The 18,995-nt window shown below is 71.4% G+C and carries 13 protein-coding genes; 3 read left to right on the top strand and 10 right to left on the bottom strand.

Annotated features, from left to right (window positions below):
• Positions 1-93: 93 nt before the first annotated feature.
• The 8 genes from tpiA to uvrC all read right to left on the bottom strand — a co-directional run bounded on the left by tpiA (position 94) and on the right by uvrC (position 11,808).
• Positions 94-870: a triose-phosphate isomerase gene (gene tpiA / locus ACFYZ3_RS03775; RefSeq protein ID WP_388513762.1), complete on the bottom strand. Its 777-nt coding sequence runs from the start codon at positions 868-870 to the stop codon at positions 94-96.
• A gap of 5 nt (positions 871-875) precedes the next feature.
• Positions 876-2,087: a phosphoglycerate kinase gene (locus tag ACFYZ3_RS03770; RefSeq protein WP_388513761.1), complete on the bottom strand. Its 1,212-nt coding sequence runs from the start codon at positions 2,085-2,087 to the stop codon at positions 876-878.
• 134 nt (positions 2,088-2,221) lie between these two features.
• Positions 2,222-3,232 carry a type I glyceraldehyde-3-phosphate dehydrogenase gene (gene gap, locus ACFYZ3_RS03765; protein WP_388513760.1) on the bottom strand — a complete coding sequence of 337 codons (1,011 nt, stop codon included), beginning with the start codon at positions 3,230-3,232 and terminating at the stop codon, positions 2,222-2,224.
• A 227-nt stretch (positions 3,233-3,459) separates the two neighbouring features.
• Positions 3,460-6,441, bottom strand: a complete 2,982-nt coding sequence (locus ACFYZ3_RS03760) for a M14 family zinc carboxypeptidase (protein ID WP_388513759.1) — start codon at positions 6,439-6,441, stop codon at positions 3,460-3,462.
• Positions 6,442-6,637: 196 nt separating this feature from the next.
• Positions 6,638-7,630, bottom strand: coding sequence for a DNA-binding protein WhiA (whiA, locus tag ACFYZ3_RS03755; protein ID WP_059300230.1), 993 nt, complete (start codon positions 7,628-7,630; stop codon positions 6,638-6,640).
• Positions 7,621-8,712, bottom strand: coding sequence for a uridine diphosphate-N-acetylglucosamine-binding protein YvcK (gene yvcK / locus ACFYZ3_RS03750; RefSeq protein ID WP_388513757.1), 1,092 nt, complete (start codon positions 8,710-8,712; stop codon positions 7,621-7,623). The genes whiA and yvcK overlap by 10 nt, the downstream gene beginning before the upstream one ends.
• Positions 8,713-8,719: 7 nt before the next feature.
• Complete coding sequence (rapZ, locus tag ACFYZ3_RS03745) at positions 8,720-9,682, bottom strand: RNase adapter RapZ (protein WP_388513756.1); 963 nt, start codon at positions 9,680-9,682, stop codon at positions 8,720-8,722.
• On the bottom strand, positions 9,679-11,808 hold the full coding sequence (uvrC, locus tag ACFYZ3_RS03740; protein WP_388513754.1) for an excinuclease ABC subunit UvrC: 2,130 nt from the start codon (positions 11,806-11,808) through the stop codon (positions 9,679-9,681). The genes rapZ and uvrC overlap by 4 nt, the downstream gene beginning before the upstream one ends.
• 352 nt (positions 11,809-12,160) lie before the next feature.
• Here uvrC and ACFYZ3_RS03735 point away from each other — a divergent pair, with 352 nt between their 5' ends.
• A complete protein-coding gene (locus tag ACFYZ3_RS03735; protein ID WP_361007691.1) occupies positions 12,161-13,111 on the top strand; it encodes a hypothetical protein in 951 nt (316 codons plus the stop codon).
• Between the two features lie 17 nt (positions 13,112-13,128).
• Here the strand turns inward: ACFYZ3_RS03735 and ACFYZ3_RS03730 are convergent, their stop codons facing one another.
• A complete protein-coding gene (locus ACFYZ3_RS03730; RefSeq protein ID WP_361007689.1) occupies positions 13,129-13,554 on the bottom strand; it encodes a Rieske (2Fe-2S) protein in 426 nt (141 codons plus the stop codon).
• A gap of 239 nt (positions 13,555-13,793) precedes the next feature.
• Here ACFYZ3_RS03730 and ACFYZ3_RS03725 point away from each other — a divergent pair, with 239 nt between their 5' ends.
• Positions 13,794-14,915 (top strand): LacI family DNA-binding transcriptional regulator, encoded by a 1,122-nt coding sequence (locus tag ACFYZ3_RS03725; RefSeq protein ID WP_388513752.1) that lies wholly within the window; start codon positions 13,794-13,796, stop codon positions 14,913-14,915.
• The gene (locus ACFYZ3_RS03720) at positions 14,896-15,804 is read left to right on the top strand and encodes a carbohydrate kinase (RefSeq protein ID WP_361007685.1); all 909 of its coding nucleotides are present in this window, start codon (positions 14,896-14,898) and stop codon (positions 15,802-15,804) included. Before ACFYZ3_RS03725 ends, ACFYZ3_RS03720 begins: the two co-directional genes overlap by 20 nt.
• Positions 15,805-15,866: 62 nt before the next feature.
• Here the strand turns inward: ACFYZ3_RS03720 and uvrA are convergent, their stop codons facing one another.
• A complete protein-coding gene (uvrA, locus tag ACFYZ3_RS03715) occupies positions 15,867-18,923 on the bottom strand; it encodes an excinuclease ABC subunit UvrA (protein ID WP_361007683.1) in 3,057 nt (1,018 codons plus the stop codon).
• Positions 18,924-18,995 lie beyond the last annotated feature (72 nt).

The raw sequence follows: 18,995 nt of genomic DNA, 5'->3' as shown, positions 1-18,995 counted from the left end.
CGGTGACAGCAGGCCACCATGCCCCCGCAAGGGTACGACGTATCGCCGCTAGCGCATACTCACTGGTCGATCTGCCTCTCGACCGTGCGCCGGCTACTGGTCGCGGAAGCGGACGATCTTGACGAACTCGTCCGAGTCCAGCGAGGCGCCGCCGACCAGGGCGCCGTCGATGTCGGGCTTCGCCATGATCTCGGCGACGTTGCCGGACTTGACGGAGCCGCCGTACTGGATGCGGACCTTGTCGGCCAGCTCCTGGGAGTACAGCTCGGCGAGCTTGCCGCGGATCGCCGCGCAGACCTCCTGGGCGTCGTCGGAGCCGCAGACCTTGCCGGTGCCGATGGCCCACACGGGCTCGTAGGCGATCACGACGGTCTCGGCCTGCTCGGCCGGGAGGTCCTTCAGGCCGCCCTCGACCTGGGCGAGGGTGTGCTCGACGTGGTTGCCCGCCTCGCGGACGTCCAGCTCCTCGCCGACGCACAGGATCGGGGTCAGACCGTGCTTGTAGGCGGCCTTGACCTTGGCGTTCACGATCTCGTCGGTCTCGGCGTGGTACTGCCGGCGCTCGGAGTGGCCGACGGCCACGTACGTGCACTTCAGCTTGGCCAGCATCGGGCCCGAGATCTCGCCGGTGTAGGCGCCGCCGTCGTGCGCGGAGATGTCCTGGGCACCGTACTTGATCTTGAGCTTGTCCCCGTCGACCAGGGTCTGCACGGAGCGCAGGTCGGTGAAGGGGGCGAGGACGGAGACCTCGACGGCGTCGTAGTCCTTGTCCGCGAGGGCGAAGGCGAGCTTCTGGACGTGGGCGATGGCCTCGAGGTGGTTGAGGTTCATCTTCCAGTTGCCCGCCATCAGCGGCGTGCGGGTGGTCATCGGGGTCAGTCCTCCAGTGCGGCGAGGCCGGGGAGCGTCTTGCCCTCGAGGTATTCGAGGGAGGCGCCGCCGCCGGTCGAGATGTGGCCGAATGCGTTCTCGTCGAAGCCGAGCGTGCGCACGGCCGCGGCGGAGTCGCCGCCGCCGACGACGGTGAAGCCCGGGGCGTCGACGAGGGCCTGGGCGACCGCTTTGGTGCCCTCGGCGTAGTCGGGGTGCTCGAAGACGCCCATGGGACCGTTCCAGAAGACGGTGCCGGCGTCGGCGAGCTTCGATGCGTACAGCTTGCGGGTCTCGGGACCGATGTCCAGACCCTCCTGGTCGGCCGGGATGGCGTCCGCGGCGACGGTGGTGGGGTTGGCCGGGGCCTTCGTCTTGAGGTCGGGGAACTCGGGCGCGACCAGGACGTCGACGGGCAGGACCAGCTCGACGCCGTTCTTCTCGGCGCGCTCGATGTACTCCTGGACCGCCGGGATCTGGTCCTCCTGGAGCAGCGAGATGCCGACCTCGTACCCCTTGGCCTTGAGGAAGGTGTACGCCATGCCGCCGCCGATGAGCAGCCGGTCGGCCTTGCCGAGCAGCTGGTCGATGACGGCGAGCTTGTCGGAGACCTTGGCACCGCCGAGGGCGACCACGTACGGGCGCTTCACCTCGTCGGTGAGCTTCTTGAGGACGCCGACCTCGGTGGCGATGAGGTACCCGGCGTAGTGCGGCAGCCGCTTCGGCAGGTCGAAGACCGAGGCGTGCTTCCGGTGCACCGCGCCGAAGCCGTCGCCGACGTAGACGTCCGCGAGGCCGGCCAGCCTGTCGGCGAAGGCGGCGCGCTCGGCGTCGTCCTTGCTGGTCTCGCCCGCGTTGAAGCGCAGGTTCTCGATGACGGCGACACCGCCGTCGGCGAGGCCGGAGACGGCGGCCTCGGCGGAGGTGCCGACCGTGTCCTCGGCGAAGGCGACGTCGGCGCCGAGCAGCTCACCGAGGCGGGCGGCGGCCGGGGCGAGGGAGAAGGCGGGGTCCGGGGCGCCCTTGGGGCGGCCCAGGTGCGAGGCGACGATCACGCGGGCGCCCGCGTCGGCCAGCGCCTTGACGGTGGGCACTACCGCGCGGATGCGGCCGTCGTCGGTGATGGTGGTGCCGTCCAGCGGGACGTTCAGGTCGGCGCGGACGAAGACGCGCTTGCCCGCGACGCCTTCGGAGAGCAGTTCGTCGATCGTCTTCAAGAGGGCTCCTGGGTTCTCGGATCGCTCGTGATCCTACGAGGGCTGGTGGCGGCGGACGCGACGCAGGGCCCGGGCAGCGCGACCTTGCGCTGTCCGAGCCCTGCTACCGCATCGAGGTGCCTTGCTGAAGTCGATCAGAGCTGGTTGCCGACGAAGACCGTGAGGTCGACGAGGCGGTTGGAGTAGCCCCACTCGTTGTCGTACCAGCCGAGGATCTTCACCGACTTGCCGTCCTGGACCATGGTCATGGACGAGTCGAAGGTGCAGGAGGCGGCGTCACCGACGATGTCCGAGGAGACGATCGGGTCCTCGGTGTAGAACAGGAAGCCCTTGAGGTCGCCGTCGTCGGCGGCCTTCTTGAACGCGGCGTTGACCTCGTCCTTGGTGACCTCGCGCTGGAGCTCCACGACCAGGTCGGTGGCCGAGCCGGTCGGGACCGGGACGCGCATCGCGATGCCGTCGAGCTTGCCCTTGAGCTGCGGCAGGACCAGCGCGGTGGCCTTGGCGGCACCCGTGGTGGTCGGGATGATGTTCTCCGCGGCGGCACGGGCGCGGCGCAGGTCCTTGTGCGGGAAGTCCAGGATGCGCTGGTCGTTCGTGTACGCGTGGACCGTCGTCATCAGGCCCTTGACGATGCCGAAGTTCTCGTCGAGGACCTTGGCCATCGGCGCCACGCAGTTGGTGGTGCAGGAGGCGTTGGAGATGACGTGGTGGTTCGCCGGGTCGTACTTGTCCTGGTTGACGCCCATCACGACGGTGATGTCCTCGTCCTTGGCCGGAGCCGAGATGAGGACCTTCTTCGCGCCACCGGCGATGTGCTTCTCCGCGTCGGCCTTCTTCGTGAAGATGCCGGTCGACTCGATCACGATGTCGACGCCCAGCTCACCCCACGGGATGTCGGCCGGGTTGCGCTCGGACAGGACCTTGATGGTCTTGCCGTCGACGGTGATGGTGTCCTCGGTGTGCGAGACCTCCGCCTTGAGGCGGCCGAGGATGGTGTCGTACTTCAGCAGATGGGCGGTGGTCGCGGTGTCACCCAGGTCGTTGACAGCCACGATCTCGATGTCCGCACCCTGCTCCAGCAGCGCGCGGAAGTAGTTACGACCGATGCGGCCAAAGCCGTTGATGCCTACGCGGATCGTCACGAACCGATCTCCTCGTTGGTACGCCGGCCCGATGTGCCGGCGAGCTGTATTTGGGATGTCCCCGACCACCTCCGACCCTACCTCCCTACGGCGTCGGGGGTGACATCGAGACGCCCCATACCCGGCAGGGCGGTCCGTACCCGCCAGTAGGGGTACGGACCGCCCCGGGCGACGGGGACCGATCACCCGATTTGGTTACACCGGGTCAGTCCCCCGCACGCCGGTATTCACTCGTCCAGGGCACGCAGCGCCTGCCGGACCAGTGCCGCGCGGGCGGCCGGTTCGGCGAGGTGCTCCAGGCCGAAGCCGAGCAGCACGGTGTCGTCCGTGGTGATCGCGCCGTAGGTCTGGAACAGGGTCCCGGTGCGGGTCCAGTCCTTCAGGACGGCGGGACTGCCCGCGGGCGGGCCGGAGACCTGCCAGGCGCCCAGCGAGGTCTCGAAGCCCTCGGTCTGCGTCGCCGTGCCCCCGACGACCAGGGAGGCCTCGTCGGCGAGGACTCCGCGGCCGCCGCTGCCGGGGTCGGTGACGTAGGCGATGGAGAGCTCCACGGACTTCCCGGCGTAGGCGCTCAGGTCGAACTCGACCTGCTTCCAGCCGCCGGAGGAGCCGGTGAGGCTGTTCCACTGCCCGGTGGTGCCGGTCGCGGTGCAGCCCTCGTCGGACAGGGTCAGGTAGTGCGCCAGCCAGGGGTGCCCGGCCAGGTAGAACCCGGCCTCGCACTCGGCGGGCACGGCCGTGCCCGTGGCGCCGTTCGCCTCGGGCAGCGTGGTCCAGTCGTCGGCGCCGGTGGTGTGCGCCTCGACCAAAGCATGGTCGTAGCCGCGCTCGGTGTCCCACAGCAGCTGGGTGCGGAGCGTGGGGCGCTCGGAGGCGGTGACGCCGGTGAGGTCGACGGTGCGGGTGAGGCGCTTGTAGCCGTCGTCGGTGTGGACGGCGGCGGCCATCCACTCCCCCGCGTAGGGCCCGTACGGGTTCACCGTCCCGGCGAACTTCCCGGCACCCGCGCTCGCGAACTGCGGGTAGGTGCCGGGGTCCAGCTCGTCGGAGGTCACGCTGTAGGTTCCGGCGGCGTCCAGCGGGTTGCCGGGGGCGTCGCCGAGGGTGCCGTCGGCCTTGTCGAGCTTGCCGGAGCCGGTGAACCCGGTGGCGCCCGAGGTGGCGGTGCGGGTGTAGGCGCCCAGGTAGTACTGGCTGAAGTCGTCGGAGAGGGTGCCGCCGCCGAGGTCGACGTCGCCGCCGGCCTGCTCGCCGGCCTCGATCAGCTTGCCGCCCTCGTTGAGGAAGGCGCGCAGCTGGAGCTGGGTGGCGTTGCCGGGCACCGCGGCGCCCGTGTAGTGGACGACGGTGCCGAAGTGACCGAGGACGCCGAGTGCGTCGGGAGCGCCCTGGGCGGCGACGTCCCAGACGGCGGCGCGGTGGCCGTTGGCCTTGAGGGCGTCCACGTACGTCTGGGTCTGCGTGGCCTTCGCGCCCTCCTCGGCGACGACGAGGACGTCGGCGCGGGGCCGCTCGGCGACCGTGTAGGTGAAGTGCTCGCTCTCGGTGCGCTTGCCGTGGCCGCCGTGCCGGTCATGGCTTCCGCGCGGTGTCTCGCCGGTGAACCAGACCTCGACGCGGTCGCCGGGGTCGGCGCCCCTGACCTTGGCCCGGTACTCGTCGAAGTAGAGGTTGTCCTCACCGCCGTACGTCTCGCCGCCCCGCCAGGGCCGCAGCGTCGCGTCGTGCGTGCGTCCGCCGTTGACGCGGTACTTCAGCTCCTTGTCGCGCACGGACTTGCGGACGACGACGGAGACCTCCTGGTCGGCGCCGCGCGCGTAGGAGGTGGTGAAGGGGGCGGGGGTGAAGTCGGCGGCGTCCAGGCCGACCGAGGAGGACGGCCGGTCGGGGTGCGCGGCGGTCTCGGCGACGGAGAGCGCGAACGGGACGTTCTTGGCGAACTCCTGCTGGATCAGCTTCTCGTCGTCGGGGAAGTTGAAGCCGGACTGGCAGTCGCGCGCGTTCCACTGGTCGTCGGGGTCCACGTCGGAGGCCGTCTTGCAGGTGGACATCTCCGGGGTGAACATCGCCATGCCGTTGACGTTGGCCGCGTGCCCGTCGGCCTCGCCGTTGGTGGTGTACAGCTCCGAGGAGACCTGCGGGTGGTAGCCGGGGATCGCCGAGTTGTCGGGGGTGCCGGCCAGCGCCTTGTAGAGGACGTCGTCCGGGGTGTTGGTGGCCACCTGCCAGCCGACGCCGTAGAGGAGCAGTTCGGCGGCGGAGTGGTAGTTGATGCCGTACGTGAAGCCGATCCGCTTCTGGAAGGCGTCCAGCGCCTTGGTCTCGGGCTCGGAGCCGGGGCTCGCGCCGCGGTAGGTCTCGCTGGTGGGGTTGGGGGACGAGCCCTCGTCGTCGTAGCCCCACTTGTAGGCGAAGTTGCGGTTGAGGTCGACGCCGTCGCCGGTGCTGATGGTGCCGTCGCCGTTGACGTCGCGCAGGTTCTTGCGCCAGAGGCGGTTGTCGGTGCTCTCGAAGGTGTAGTCGTAGCCGTCGGGGTTGGCCGACAGGACGAACCACAGCTCGGTGGAGTCGACGATCTTCCTGATCCGCCGGTCCTTCTTGTAGTTGTCCAGGTAGTGGTGCATCAGCCGCCGGGTCATCTCCGGGGTGATCCACTCGCGCGCGTGCTGGTTGGACATGTAGAGGACGGACGGCTTGGAGCCGTCCTTCGACTTCTTCGCGTGCTTGGTGAGCTTGAGCGCCAGGATGTCCTGGCCGTTCACGGTCTTCCCGATGGAGACGACCTTGGTGAGACCGGGGTTCTCCCGGGCGGTCCGCAGGATCTCCTCGCGCAGGCCGCCGCTGCCGCTGTACGGGCGGAAGACGCCGTCGGCGGCGCTCTCGACCCGCTTCTCGGCCTGGGTGGACAGGGTGTGCTCGGTGAGGTCGACGCCCTGTTTCTCCAGCGTGCCGGCCTGCTTCTCGGTGAGGTACAGCTCCACGGCGGCGGTTCCCCGGTCGGGTACCTGCTCGCCGAGTTCGTGGCCGTCCTGGCCGGTGGCCAGCAGCAGGGGCACCTGCTCCTTGGTGACGTCGGCGCGGAAGACCTTCACTTCGTTCGCGTCCGGGGTCCCCGGGTCCGCGGGTTGTGCCTGGGCGATGGGCGCGAAGCTCGCTCCGCCGATCAGGAGCGCGCCGACAGCGAGGATCGATCTCGCTCTTCGTCTCATGAACCCCCCTAGATGGGGCCTGTCCGACAGGCCTGGGTTCGCCACAGCAGCGAACAGATGCCAGGCTCATGACAGCTCATGATCGAGTCAAGAGTGCGGCAAGGACACGCGAAAGCCGGTGCCGGTCACCCAAGTGGGCGCCGGCACCGGCTCGTTGCCCTCGTTCCGTACGGCTCGGGGCCACGGGGACGTCCGGTCAGCCGACGAGGTTGTCGGCCATCTCCTCCTCGCCGAGGTTGGCGTCCGTACCGGCGATGCCGAGGTCAGAGGCCCGCTTGTCGGCCATGGCCAGCAGGCGGCGGATGCGTCCGGCGACGGCGTCCTTGGTCAGCGGCGGGTCGGCGAGGGCGCCCAGCTCCTCCAGGGAGGCCTGCTTGTGCTCCATGCGCAGCCGACCCGCCGCGGCGAGGTGCTCGGGCACGTCGTCGGCGAGGATCTCCAGGGCGCGCTGCACCCGGGCACCGGCGGCGACGGCCGCGCGGGCGGAGCGGCGCAGGTTGGCGTCGTCGAAGTTGGCGAGCCGGTTGGCGGTGGCGCGGACCTCGCGCCGCAGCCTGCGCTCCTCCCAGGCCAGCACCGAGTCGTGCGCGCCGAGCCGGGTGAGCAGCGCGCCGATCGCGTCTCCGTCGCGGACCACGACCCGGTCCACGCCGCGCACCTCGCGGGCCTTGGCCGGGATCGACAGCCGGCGCGCGGCGCCGACCAGGGCGAGCGCCGCCTCGGGACCCGGGCAGGTCACCTCCAGGGAGGAGGAGCGGCCGGGCTCGGTGAGCGAGCCGTGCGCCAGGAAGGCCCCGCGCCAGGCCGCCTCGGCGTCGCAGGTGGCCCCCGAGACCACCTGCGGCGGCAGGCCCCGGATCGGGCGGCCCCGGCCGTCCACCAGCCCGGTCTGCCGGGCCAGCTGGTCACCGCCCGCGACCACCCGGACCACGAAACGCGAACCGCGGCGCAGCCCGCCCGGCGCCATCACGATCAGCTCCGAGCTGTGCCCGAAGATCTCCAGGATGTCCCGCTTGAGCCGTCGCGCCGCGTTCCCGGTGTCCAGCTCCGCCTCGATCACGATGCGTCCGCTCACCAGGTGGAGGCCGCCGGCGAACCGCAGGACGGCGGAGACCTCCGCCTTTCTGCAGCAGGTCCGGGTGACGGGGAGCTGGGAGATCTCGCTCTTCACCGCTGCCGTCATCGCCATGGGCCGATCCTTCCATGCATCCGAAAAATACGGTCGTACGCGGCGGCCAGCAGCTCCGGGTCGTGCCTCGGGGTCCCGTCGGTCCGGGCGACCGGAGCCAGCTCGACCGCGGCACCGAACCGTTTCGCGGCGTCGGTGAGCGAGTCACGGTCGGGCACGGCGGCCTCGTCGGCCAGCACCACGTCCAGGGCGAGTTTAGGGGCGTGTCGTCCCAAAACCTCCAAATGACGCTGCGGGGAGAAGCCCTCAGTTTCTCCGGGCTGGGGGGCGAGGTTCAGCGAGAGCACCCGGCGCGCCTTCGTCTCGACCAGCGCGTCGAGCAGATCCGGCACGAGCAGGTGCGGGATGACCGAGGAGAACCAGGAGCCGGGGCCCAGCACCACCCAGTCGGCGTCCAGGACGGCGTCGACCGCCTCCGGGACGGCCGGCGGGTCGCTGGGCACCAGGTGCACGGACTGCACCTCGCCGGGCGTGAGCGCCACGGTCGCCTGCCCCCGTACGGTGTCCACCTCGTCGGGCCGCCCCGGGTCGTGGCCCCTGACCAGGGCCTGGAGCTCCAGCGGGACGGCGGACATGGGCAGCACCCGACCGTGCGCGCCGAGCAGCTTGCCCACCAGGTCAAGGGCCTGGACGTGGTCGCCGAGCTGCTCCCACAGGGCGACGATCAGCAGATTGCCGACCGCGTGTTCGTGCAGGTCGCCCTGGGACTGGAAGCGGTGCTGGATGACGCGGGCCCAGGTCTGGCCCCAGTCGTCGTCGCCGCACAGCGCGGCCAGAGCCTTGCGCAGGTCGCCGGGCGGCAGGACGCCCAGCTCGTCACGGAGCCGCCCGCTGGAGCCGCCGTCGTCGGCGACGGTGACGACGGCGGTGAGGTCGCCGGTGATCCGGCGCAGCGCGGCGAGCGAGGCGGACAGGCCCATGCCGCCGCCGAGGGCGACGACCTTGGGCTGGGCGCCCCGGCGGCGCGGCTTGCCGCCGCGCGCCTGTTCGGGCCGGGCGGCGCGGGCATCGGCGGGTCTGCCGCCGCGCCCCTCGGGCACCACCCGGCGCAGCCGGCTCAGCCGCGGAGTACGTCCTGTCATTCCCCTGTCATTCCCGTCCCATGTCCCGGTGGACGACCACCGTCTCCACGCCCTCGGCGGCGAGCCGGGCGGCGAGCTTCTCCGACATGGCCACGGACCGGTGCTTGCCGCCGGTGCAGCCGACGGCGACGGTCACATAGCGCTTGCCCTCCCGACGGTAGCCCGCGGCGATCAGCTGGAGCAGCTCGGCATAGCGGTCGAGGAACTCCTTGGCTCCGGGCTGGTTGAGGACGTAGCTCGACACCTCCTCGTTGAGGCCGGTGAAGGGGCGCAGCTCCGGGACCCAGTGCGGGTTGGGCAGGAAGCGCATGTCGACGACCAGGTCGGCGTCGACCGGGAGGCCGTACTTGAAGCCGAAGGACATCACCGTGGCCCGCAGCTCGGGCTCCTGGTCGCCGGCGAACTGGGCGTCCATCTTGGCGCGCAGCTCGTGCACGTTGAGGCTGGAGGTGTCGATCACCAGGTCGGCGTCGCCGCGCAGCTCGCGCAGGAGCTCGCGCTCGGCGGCGATGCCGTCGACGATGCGGCCGTCGCCCTGGAGGGGGTGCGGGCGGCGCACCGACTCGAAGCGGCGCACCAGGGCGTCGTCGGAGGACTCCAGGAAGACGATCCGGCGGGTGACGCCGCGGGCGTCGAGGTCCGCGAGGGACTCGCGCAGATTGTCGAAGAAGCGCCGGCCGCGGACGTCGACGACCACCGCGATGCGGGCCACGTTGCCCTGGGAGCGGGCGCCGAGCTCCACCATGGTGGGGATCAGTGCGGGCGGGAGGTTGTCGACGACGAACCAGCCCAGGTCCTCCAGACACTTGGCGGCCGTCGAGCGGCCGGCTCCGGACATGCCGGAAATGATCACCAGCTCGGGGATGGCCGCCTCGTGCGCCCCGGCCGTTTCCTTGCCCGTACTCACCTGTGCTCCGTCGTCCTGCGTCTGTTCTCGCTGCGCTGCGGGCTGTGCCTCGTGCTCGGTCATCTCTCCTGCCCCCGTCGTTCGTCCGGGGTGCCCGCGGACACGGGCTCCCCCGGGGCATCCGCCGTCGTCTCGGGTGCCCCGTCGTCATCCATGATCTCTCCGGTCGCCGTGTTCACGGCGGGCGCGGCCGGGGTGGCCCGGGCGAGGGCCACGGCGACCGTCTCGGCCGTCTTGCGGCCTATGCCGGGCACCTCGCAGATCTGGTCGATCGTCGCCGACCGCAGCTTCTTCACCGAACCGAAGTGCTTGATCAGCGCCTGCTTGCGGGTCTCCCCCAGGCCGGGCACGTCGTCCAGCGGGCCGGCGCGGAAGCGTTTGGCGCGCTTGGCGCGCTGGTAGGTGATCGCGAAGCGGTGGGCCTCGTCGCGGACCCGCTGCAGCAGGTAGAGGCCCTCGCTGGTGCGGGGCAGGACGACCGGGTCGTCCTCGCGGGGCAGCCAGACCTCCTCCAGGCGCTTGGCGAGACCGCACACGGCGATGTCGTCGATGCCCAGCTCGTCCAGCGCCCGCTGGGCAGCCGCGACCTGCGGCTGACCTCCGTCGACGACGACGAGCTGCGGCGGGTAGGCGAAGCGCTTGGGCCGGCCGTCGTCGTCCTTGAGCGCGGGGCCGTCCGTGAGCTCCTGCCCGTCCGTGAGTGCCGCGCCGTCGTCCGGGGCGGCGTCGCCGTTCGGGTGCCGGGCGCCGTCGGTCAGTCCCTCGCCGTCCGCCCACTCGCCGGTCTTCTCCTTCTCGGCGAGATAGCGGCGGAAGCGGCGGGTGATGACCTCGTGCATGGAACGGACGTCGTCCTGTCCCTCGAAGCCCTTGATCTGGAACCGCCGGTATTCGCTCTTCCGGGCCAGCCCGTCCTCGAAGACGACCATGGAGGCCACGACGTCGTCGCCCTGGAGGTGCGAGATGTCGTAGCACTCGATCCGCAGCGGGGCACTGTCCAGGTCGAGGGCCCCGGCGATCTCCTCCAGCGCGCGCGAGCGCGTCGTCAGGTCGGAGGCGCGCTTGGTCTTGTGCAGGACGAGGGCCTGCTGGGCATTGCGCTGGACGGTCTCCATCAGCGCCTTCTTGTCGCCGCGCTGCGGGATGCGCAGCGACACTCCCGACCCGCGGCGCTCGGTCAGCCACTGCTGGACGGGCTCGACCGGGTCGGGCAGGGCGGGGACCAGGACCTCCTTGGGGACCGCGTCCCCGCTCTCCTCGCCGTACAGCTGCTGGAGGGCGTGCTCGACGAGGGCGCCGGTGGTGATCTCCTCCACCTTGTCGGTGACCCAGCCGCGCTGACCGCGCACGCGTCCGCCGCGCACGTGGAAGATCTGGACGGCCGCCTCCAGCTCGTCCTCGGCGACCGCGATCAGGTCGGCGTCGGTGGCGTCGGCGAGGACGACCGCGCTCTTCTCCATCGCCTTCTTGAGGGCTCCGATGTCGTCCCGCAGGCGCGCCGCCCGCTCGTACTCCATCTCCTCGGCCGCCTCGGCCATCTGCCGCTCCAGGCGGCGCAGGTAGGTACCGGTGCGGCCGGCCATGAAGTCGCAGAACTCGTCGGCCAGGTCCCAGTGGTCGTCGGGAGTGATGCGGCCGACGCAGGGTGCCGAGCACTTGCCGATGTATCCGAGCAGGCAGGGGCGGCCGGTGCGGGCGGCGTTCTTGAAGACGCCCGCGGAGCAGGTGCGCACCGGGAAGACGCGCAGCAGGAGGTCGACGGTGTCGCGGATCGCCCAGGCGTGCCCGTACGGCCCGAAGTAGCGCACGCCCTTCTTCTTCTGGCCGCGCATCACCTGGACGCGCGGGAACTCCTCGTTCATCGTCACAGCGAGGTACGGGTAGCTCTTGTCGTCGCGGTACTTGACGTTGAACCGGGGGTCGTACTCCTTGATCCAGGAGTACTCCAGCTGAAGCGCCTCGACCTCCGTGGACACCACCGTCCATTCCACGGACGCGGCCGTCGTGACCATGGTGCGGGTGCGCGGGTGCAGGTGCGCCAGGTCCTGGAAGTAGTTCGCCAGGCGCTGGCGCAGGCTCTTCGCCTTTCCGACGTAGATCACCCGGCGGTGCTCGTCACGGAACCTGTACACCCCCGGGGAGTCCGGGATCTCTCCCGGCCTGGGGCGGTAGCTGGAGGGGTCGGCCATGACTCACACCCTACTGGCGCGGACCGACACTCCGGCGGGCCTGTGGACGACGGGCCGGGCCCCTGTGGACAGCCGGCGGGAGAGGCCGGGGAAGACGGTGCGGGGCCGGTCGGTCACTGCGGGTGGCCCCCGGGGCTGCGGGCCCGTGCGTTCTCGGCCAGGAGCGGGTGGCGGTCGGGCGCCAGGTGTTGTCGGGACTAGGTCAACACGCTTCAATGCGGGGGGACTCGGGGCCCTGAAGCGCGGCGTACGGATGTGAAGACCTCTGCGCCGCGGACGGGGGCGGGCGGCCCCGGTCGATCCGTGTCGACGGCCTGACCAGCCGCCGTGAACTTCACAGAAGGGCCCCTGCATGCCGCACGCCACACAGCACGCGGACGTCGCCACCGCGCAACTCGACTCGGCCCTGCGCGGTGGTCCCTTCCACGTCGCCCTGCGGGCCGCGATCGCCGCCCGCGGACTGCCGCTGCAGCGTGTGCAGCACCATCTGTCGCGCCACGGGGTGAAGGTGGGCGTCACGAGTCTGAGCTACTGGCAGCAGGGCGCCCGCCGTCCGCAGCGTCCGGAGTCCCTGCGGGCGGTGCGGGCTCTGGAGGAGATACTCCAGTTGCCCGAGGAGTCGCTGATACGCCTGCTCGCCGAGGCCGACGAGGAGCCCGCGGAGCGACGGCCCGCGGGCCGCTCCTACCGCGCCCACCTGGCGGCGTCGGGCGTCCTGGACCAGCTGCTGACCGAACTGGGACACCCGTCGCCGGACGGCGGGGTGCACACCCTGGGGCACCACGAACGGATCCGGATCGGCCCCCGCCGTGAGCTGGCGGGACGCGAGTCGCACCTCATCGTCCGTGCCCACCGCGACGGCGTGGACCGCTTCGTCGCGGTCCACTACGGCGATCCGGGATGCGTTCCCGCGCGGATGACCGTCCACGCGCTGGAGAACTGCCGCACGGGCCGTGTCCGCACCCACCAGGAGACCGGTGTGCTCGTCGCCGAGCTGCTCTTCGACACGCGGCTGGGGACCGGCGACACCCATCTCTTCCGCTACGGCGTCGAGGACGCCACGGCCGGTGTGTCGCGCGAGTACGTCCGCGGGTTCGGTACGGCGGGCGGGCAGTACGCGCTCCAGGTGCGGTTCGACGCCGCGGCGCTTCCGGCGCGCTGCCACCGCTTCACGCAGCACTCTCCGGCGGCACCGCGCGGCGGCCGGCAGGAGCTGGTGCTCAGCGGGCAGCACCATTCGGTGCACCTCGTGGAGCCGCGGGTCAGGTCGGGGATGCTGGGGATCGGCTGGGACTGGGAGTAGAGCGCGGCCCGTCCCGGTCAGGTCCCCGGGCTCGCGACGATCCGGCCCTGCTCGACCTCGACCGGCAGTTCGATGAGCGGCGCGGTCGCGGGGGCGTGCAGCACCTCGCCGGTACGGGCGTCGAACTCGCTGCCGTGGCAGTTGCAGACGAGCTTGGTCCCCTCCAGCTTCTTGATGGGGCACCCCGCGTGCGTGCACACCGTGCTGAACGCCTTCAGGGAGCCGTCCGCGGCCCGGCTGACCACCACGTTCCCGTCCGGGAAGAGCTTCGTCGCGCCCTTGGCGACGTCTCCGTCCGCGCCGAGGTCCACGGGCGCGGTCGGCCTGGCCGGTGCGGCGCCGTCGTCGCCCGGGGAGCAGGCGGCCAGGCCGAGCCCGGCGACGGGCGTGGCGGCCGCCGAACGCAGGACGGTACGGCGGCTCGGGGCGGGACGGCCGGGCATGGGATCTCCACTGGTCGGGGTGGGCAGGGCCGGGGTTCGGGTGCGGGCCGGGGTTCGGGTGCAGGGCGACGATATCCGGCGGCCCGGGCGGTTCCGAGGCCCGGGTGGCCCGGGGGGCGAGGGGCTCCGGCGAGGTCACCGCCGGAGACCGCGTAAGCGCTTGCGCAAGCGTTTACGCGACCCGAGGCCATGGGGTACGGTCCGACAACAGCGCGACCGCACGCGAAGGGGGTACGCCGGTGGCGACCATGGCCGATGTGGCGCGGAGTGCCGGGGTCTCGGTGGCGACCGTCTCGCACGTGCTCAACGCCACCCGTCCGGTGCTGCCGCACACCCGCCGGGCGGTGCTGGACGCCGTCGAGGAACTGGGCTACACCACGAACACCCTCGCCCGCTCCCTGGTGACCTCCCGCACCCGCTCCATCGGGCTCGCGGTGTCGGCCATCAGCAACCCGTACTTCACGGAGATCCTCCAGGGCGTCGAGGCCGGCGCCCTGGAGCACGGTTACAGCCTGCTCATCGCCGATCCGCACGACGACCCCGGACACGAACGCAAGGTCGTCCGGCTGCTGCACGAGCGACGGGTGGACGGCATGATCGTCGCGCCCTCCGCCGAACCCCGGGAGCTCGTCGCCTACCTCACCCGCCACCGGGTGCCGGCCGTGTTCCTCGATCGGATCGTGGACGTTCCGGAGGGCGAGAACGCCCCGCTCTTCGACCAGGTCGGCGCCGAGGGCGCCGAGCCGACGACCGGACTGGTGGGCCATCTCGCGGGGCTGGGCCACCGCCGGATCGGGCTGGTCGCGGGCCGGCCGGGCCTCAGCACGACCCGCGAGCGGATCACCGGGTACCGGCACGGCCTCGCCGCCGCCGGGCTGCCCTTCGACGAGCGGCTGCTGGTCCACGGCGACTCCGAGGCGGCGGGCGGCGAACGGGCCACGGCGGACCTGCTGTCCCTGGCGGTGCCGCCCACCGCGCTGGTCACCGCCAACAACGCGATGACCATCGGCGCCCTGCGCGCCCTGCGGGGCCGGGGCCTGTCGGTACCCGGTGACCTCGCCCTGTGCTGCTTCGACGACTTCGCCTGGGCAGACCTCTTCTCCCCCCGGCTCACCGCCGTCGCCCAGCCCAGCAGGGACATCGGGGCGCAGGCCGTGCGCCTGCTCCTCGATCGCCTCGCCGCGCCGGACCGGCCCGCGCGGACCCTGCGACTGCCGTGCACCTTTGTCCACCGCGGCTCGTGCGGCTGCGTCGAGCAGCCCGGACCGCTCTCCGAGAATTCCGGGCACGTCTCCGGATCCTCCGGGGAAGCCCACGCCAAGCCCACGAAAGGACCCTCCCGTGATCGTCGTCGCCGGTGAGGCACTGATCGACCTGGTACCGCAGGGCACGGGCGCCCTCGCCGCGCTGCGGCCCGCGCTCGGCGGCGGTCCGTACAACACGGCCGTCGCGCTGGGCCGCCTCGGCTCCCCCGCCGCGTTCTGCTCGCGGGTGTCGTACGACGCCTTCGGCGAGGCCCTGCTCGACCGGCTGCGCGAGACCGGCGTCGACGTCTCTCCGGTGCAGCGCGGGACCGAGCCGACCACCCTCGCCGTGGCATCGCTCGACGCGGACGGCTCGGCCGCGTACTCCTTCTACGTGGACGGGACGGCCGACCGGATGTTCGCGCTGCCCGCCGCGCTGCCGTCCGGTACCCGGGCCGTCTCCTTCGGGACCTGTTCGCTGGTACTGGAGCCGGGCGCGAGCGCGTACGAGGCACTGTTGCGCGAGACGGCCGCGCGGGGTGTGTTCACCGCGCTGGACCCGAACATCCGGGCCGGGCTGATCCCGGACCCGGACGCCTACCGGGCCCGGTTCAAGAGCTGGCTGCCGTCGGTGTCACTGCTGAAGCTGTCCGCCGAGGACGCCGAGTGGCTCGGCGGGACGCCCCGGGAATGGCTTGCGGCGGGACCGGCCGCGGTCGTGGTGACCCGGGGCGGTGCAGGACTGACGGCCTTCACCCGTGACGGGAGCGAATACACGGTGCCGGGTGAGCGCGTCGAGGTGGTGGACACGATCGGGGCGGGCGACACGGTGAACGCGGCGCTCCTGCACGGCCTCGCGGCGCGGGACGCTCTCGGCGACGCGGACCTGGCCGCCCTGGGTCCGGACGGCTGGGCCGGGCTGCTGGGCTTCGCCGCCCGCGCGGCGGCGGTCACCTGTTCCCGTGCGGGCGCGGAGCCGCCGTACGCCCATGAGGTCGCCGTCTGACGGACGGCGGCGGCGCCGGACCCAGGGGTTCTCACCCGTGGGTCCGGCGCCGCCGTCCGCACTCAGGCCTTGCTCGTCCGCGTGGTCTTCTTCGCGGCGGGCTTGGCGGCCTTCTTGGCCGTCGCCTTGGCCGTCGTCTTGGCCGTCTTGGTGGCGGTCGCCTTCTTGGCCGCCGTGCCCGTGACCGTCCTCGTGGCGGTCTTCTTGGCGGTGGCCTTGGTCGCGACCGTCTTCGCCGCCTTGCGCGGCCTGGCCACGGGGGCCGCGTCGCTGACCCGGTCGGCGCCCAGGACGTCCCGCAGGAACTTGCCGGTGTGGCTGGCGGGAACGCCCGCGACCTGCTCGGGCGTGCCCTCGGCGACCACCAGGCCACCGCCGGCGCCACCCTCGGGGCCCATGTCCACGACCCAGTCGGCGGTCTTGATCACATCGAGGTTGTGCTCGATGACGATGACCGTGTTGCCCTTGTCGACCAGGCCGCCGAGGACCGTCAGCAGCTTGCTGATGTCCTCGAAGTGCAGACCGGTGGTCGGCTCGTCCAGGACGTAGACCGTGCGCCCGGTGGAGCGGCGCTGCAGCTCGCTGGCGAGCTTGACGCGCTGCGCCTCGCCGCCGGACAGGGTGGTCGCGGACTGGCCGAGCCGGACGTAGCCGAGGCCGACGTCCTTGAGGGTCTTCATGTGCCGGGAGATGGCGGGGACCGCCTCGAAGAAGTCGGTCGCCTCCTCGATCGGCATGTTCAGCACGTCGGCGATGGACTTGCCCTTGTAGTGGACCTCCAGGGTCTCCCGGTTGTACCGGGCGCCGTGGCAGACCTCGCACGGGACGTAGACGTCCGGCAGGAAGTTCATCTCGATCTTGATCGTGCCGTCGCCCGCGCAGTTCTCGCAGCGGCCGCCCTTGACGTTGAAGGAGAAGCGGCCGGGCAGGTAGCCCCGGACCTTCGCCTCGGTCGTCTCGGCGAACAGCTTGCGGACGTGGTCGAAGACGCCGGTGTACGTCGCCGGGTTCGACCGCGGGGTGCGGCCGATGGGCGACTGGTCGACGTGGACGACCTTGTCGACGAGGTCGTCGCCGTCCACGCGCGTGTGCCTGCCCGGGACGTTGCGCGCGCCGTTCAGCTCGCGGGCCAGGTGGGTGTACAGGATGTCGTTGACCAGCGTCGACTTGCCGGATCCCGAGACGCCGGTGACGGCCGTGAAGACGCCCAGCGGGAAGGAGACGTCGATGTCCTGGAGGTTGTTCTCCCGGGCGCCGTGCACGGTCAGCCGCCGGGAGGGGTCGTGCGGGCGCCTGATGTCGGGCAGCGGGATGGCCTTGCGGCCGGACAGGTACAGGCCGGTCTGCGACTCGGCGTTGTCGAGCAGCTCCTTGACGGAGCCGCTGTGCACCACCTTGCCGCCGTGCTCGCCCGCGCCGGGGCCGATGTCGACGATCCAGTCGGCAACCTTGATGGTGTCCTCGTCGTGCTCGACGACGATGAGGGTGTTGCCCATGTCCCGGAGCCGGACGAGGGTCTCGATCAGCCGGTGGTTGTCGCGCTGGTGCAGGCCGATGGACGGCTCGTCGAGGACGTACAGGACGCCGACGAGTCCGGAGCCGATCTGGGTGGCCAGCCGGATGCGCTGGGCCTCGCCGCCGGAGAGGGTGCCCGCCGCGCGGTTCAGCGAGAGGTAGTCCAGGCCGACGTCGACCAGGAACCGCAGCCGCTCGTTGACCTCCTTCAGCACGCGCTCGGCGATCTTCTTGTCCCGGGCGTTCAGGGTCAGCTCGCCCAGGAAGTCCGCACAGTCGCTGATGGACATCGCCGAGACCTCGGCGATCGACTTGCCCATGACGGTGACCGCGAGGACGAGGGGCTTCAGGCGGGTGCCCTCACAGGTGGGGCAGGGCACCTCGCGCATGTAGCCCTCGAAGCGCTCGCGGCTGGCGTCGCTCTCCGCCTCGCTGTGCCGGCGCTTGACGAAGGGGATGGCACCCTCGAAGGCCGTGGTGTACCGGCGCTCGCGGCCGTACCGGTTGCGGTAGCGGACCTCGACCTGGGTCTTGTGGCCGTACAGCAGGGCCTTGCGGGCGCGCAGCGGCAGGCCCGCGAAGGGGATGTCCGTACGGAAGCCGAGCGCGTCGGCGAGGGCGCCGATGAGGCGGCCGAAGTAGTCCTTGGTGTGCCCGTGCGACCAGGGGTGGATGGCGCCCTCGTCGAGGGACTTGTCCTCGTCCGGGACGATCAGCTCGGGGTCGACCTCCATGCGCGTGCCGATGCCGGAGCAGTCGGGGCAGGCGCCGAAGGGCGAGTTGAAGGAGAAGGAGCGGGGCTCCAGCTCCTCGAAGGACAGGTCGTCGTACGGGCAGTACAGGTGCTCCGAGTACATGCGCTCGCGCTCGGGGTCGTCCTCGGGGAGGTCGACGAAGTCGAGCACGACCATGCCGCCGGACAGGCCGAGCGCGGTCTCCACGGAGTCGGTCAGGCGCCGCTTGGCGGAGTCCTTCACCGTGAGGCGGTCGACGACCACCTCGATGGTGTGCTTCTCCTGCTTCTTCAGCGTGGGCGGGTTGGACAGCTGGACGGTCTCGCCGTCCACCCGCGCGCGGGAGTAGCCCTTGGTCTGGAGGTCGGCGAAGAGGTCGACGAACTCGCCCTTGCGCTCGCGCACCAGCGGCGACAGCACCTGGAAGCGGCTGCCCTCCGGCAGCTCCAGGACCTTGTCCACGATGGCCTGCGGCGACTGGCGCGAGATCGGCCGGCCGCACTCGGGGCAGTGCGGCTTGCCGATGCGGGCGAAGAGCAGGCGCAGGTAGTCGTAGACCTCGGTGATGGTGCCGACCGTGGAGCGCGGGTTGCGCGAGGTCGACTTCTGGTCGATGGAGACCGCCGGGGAGAGGCCCTCGATGAAGTCGACGTCCGGCTTGTCCATCTGGCCGAGGAACTGCCGGGCGTAGGAGGAGAGCGACTCCACGTAGCGCCGCTGGCCCTCGGCGAAGATGGTGTCGAAGGCCAGGGAGGACTTGCCCGACCCGGACAGGCCCGTGAAGACGATGAGCGAGTCACGAGGCAGGTCGAGCGAGACGTTCTTCAGGTTGTGCTCGCGCGCGCCACGGACGATGAGACGGTCGGCCACGCCGGTCCGCACCTTTCTTGAGAGAAGTGACAGGGGCGGGGCCCCCGTCCTTCTCAGACTAGGGGGAGCCAC

The organism is Streptomyces sp. NPDC001599, assembly GCF_042893535.1.
In the GTDB taxonomy this organism is placed as follows: Bacteria; Actinomycetota; Actinomycetes; order Streptomycetales; family Streptomycetaceae; genus Streptomyces.
This window is presented reverse-complemented; position numbering and strand designations above follow the sequence as displayed.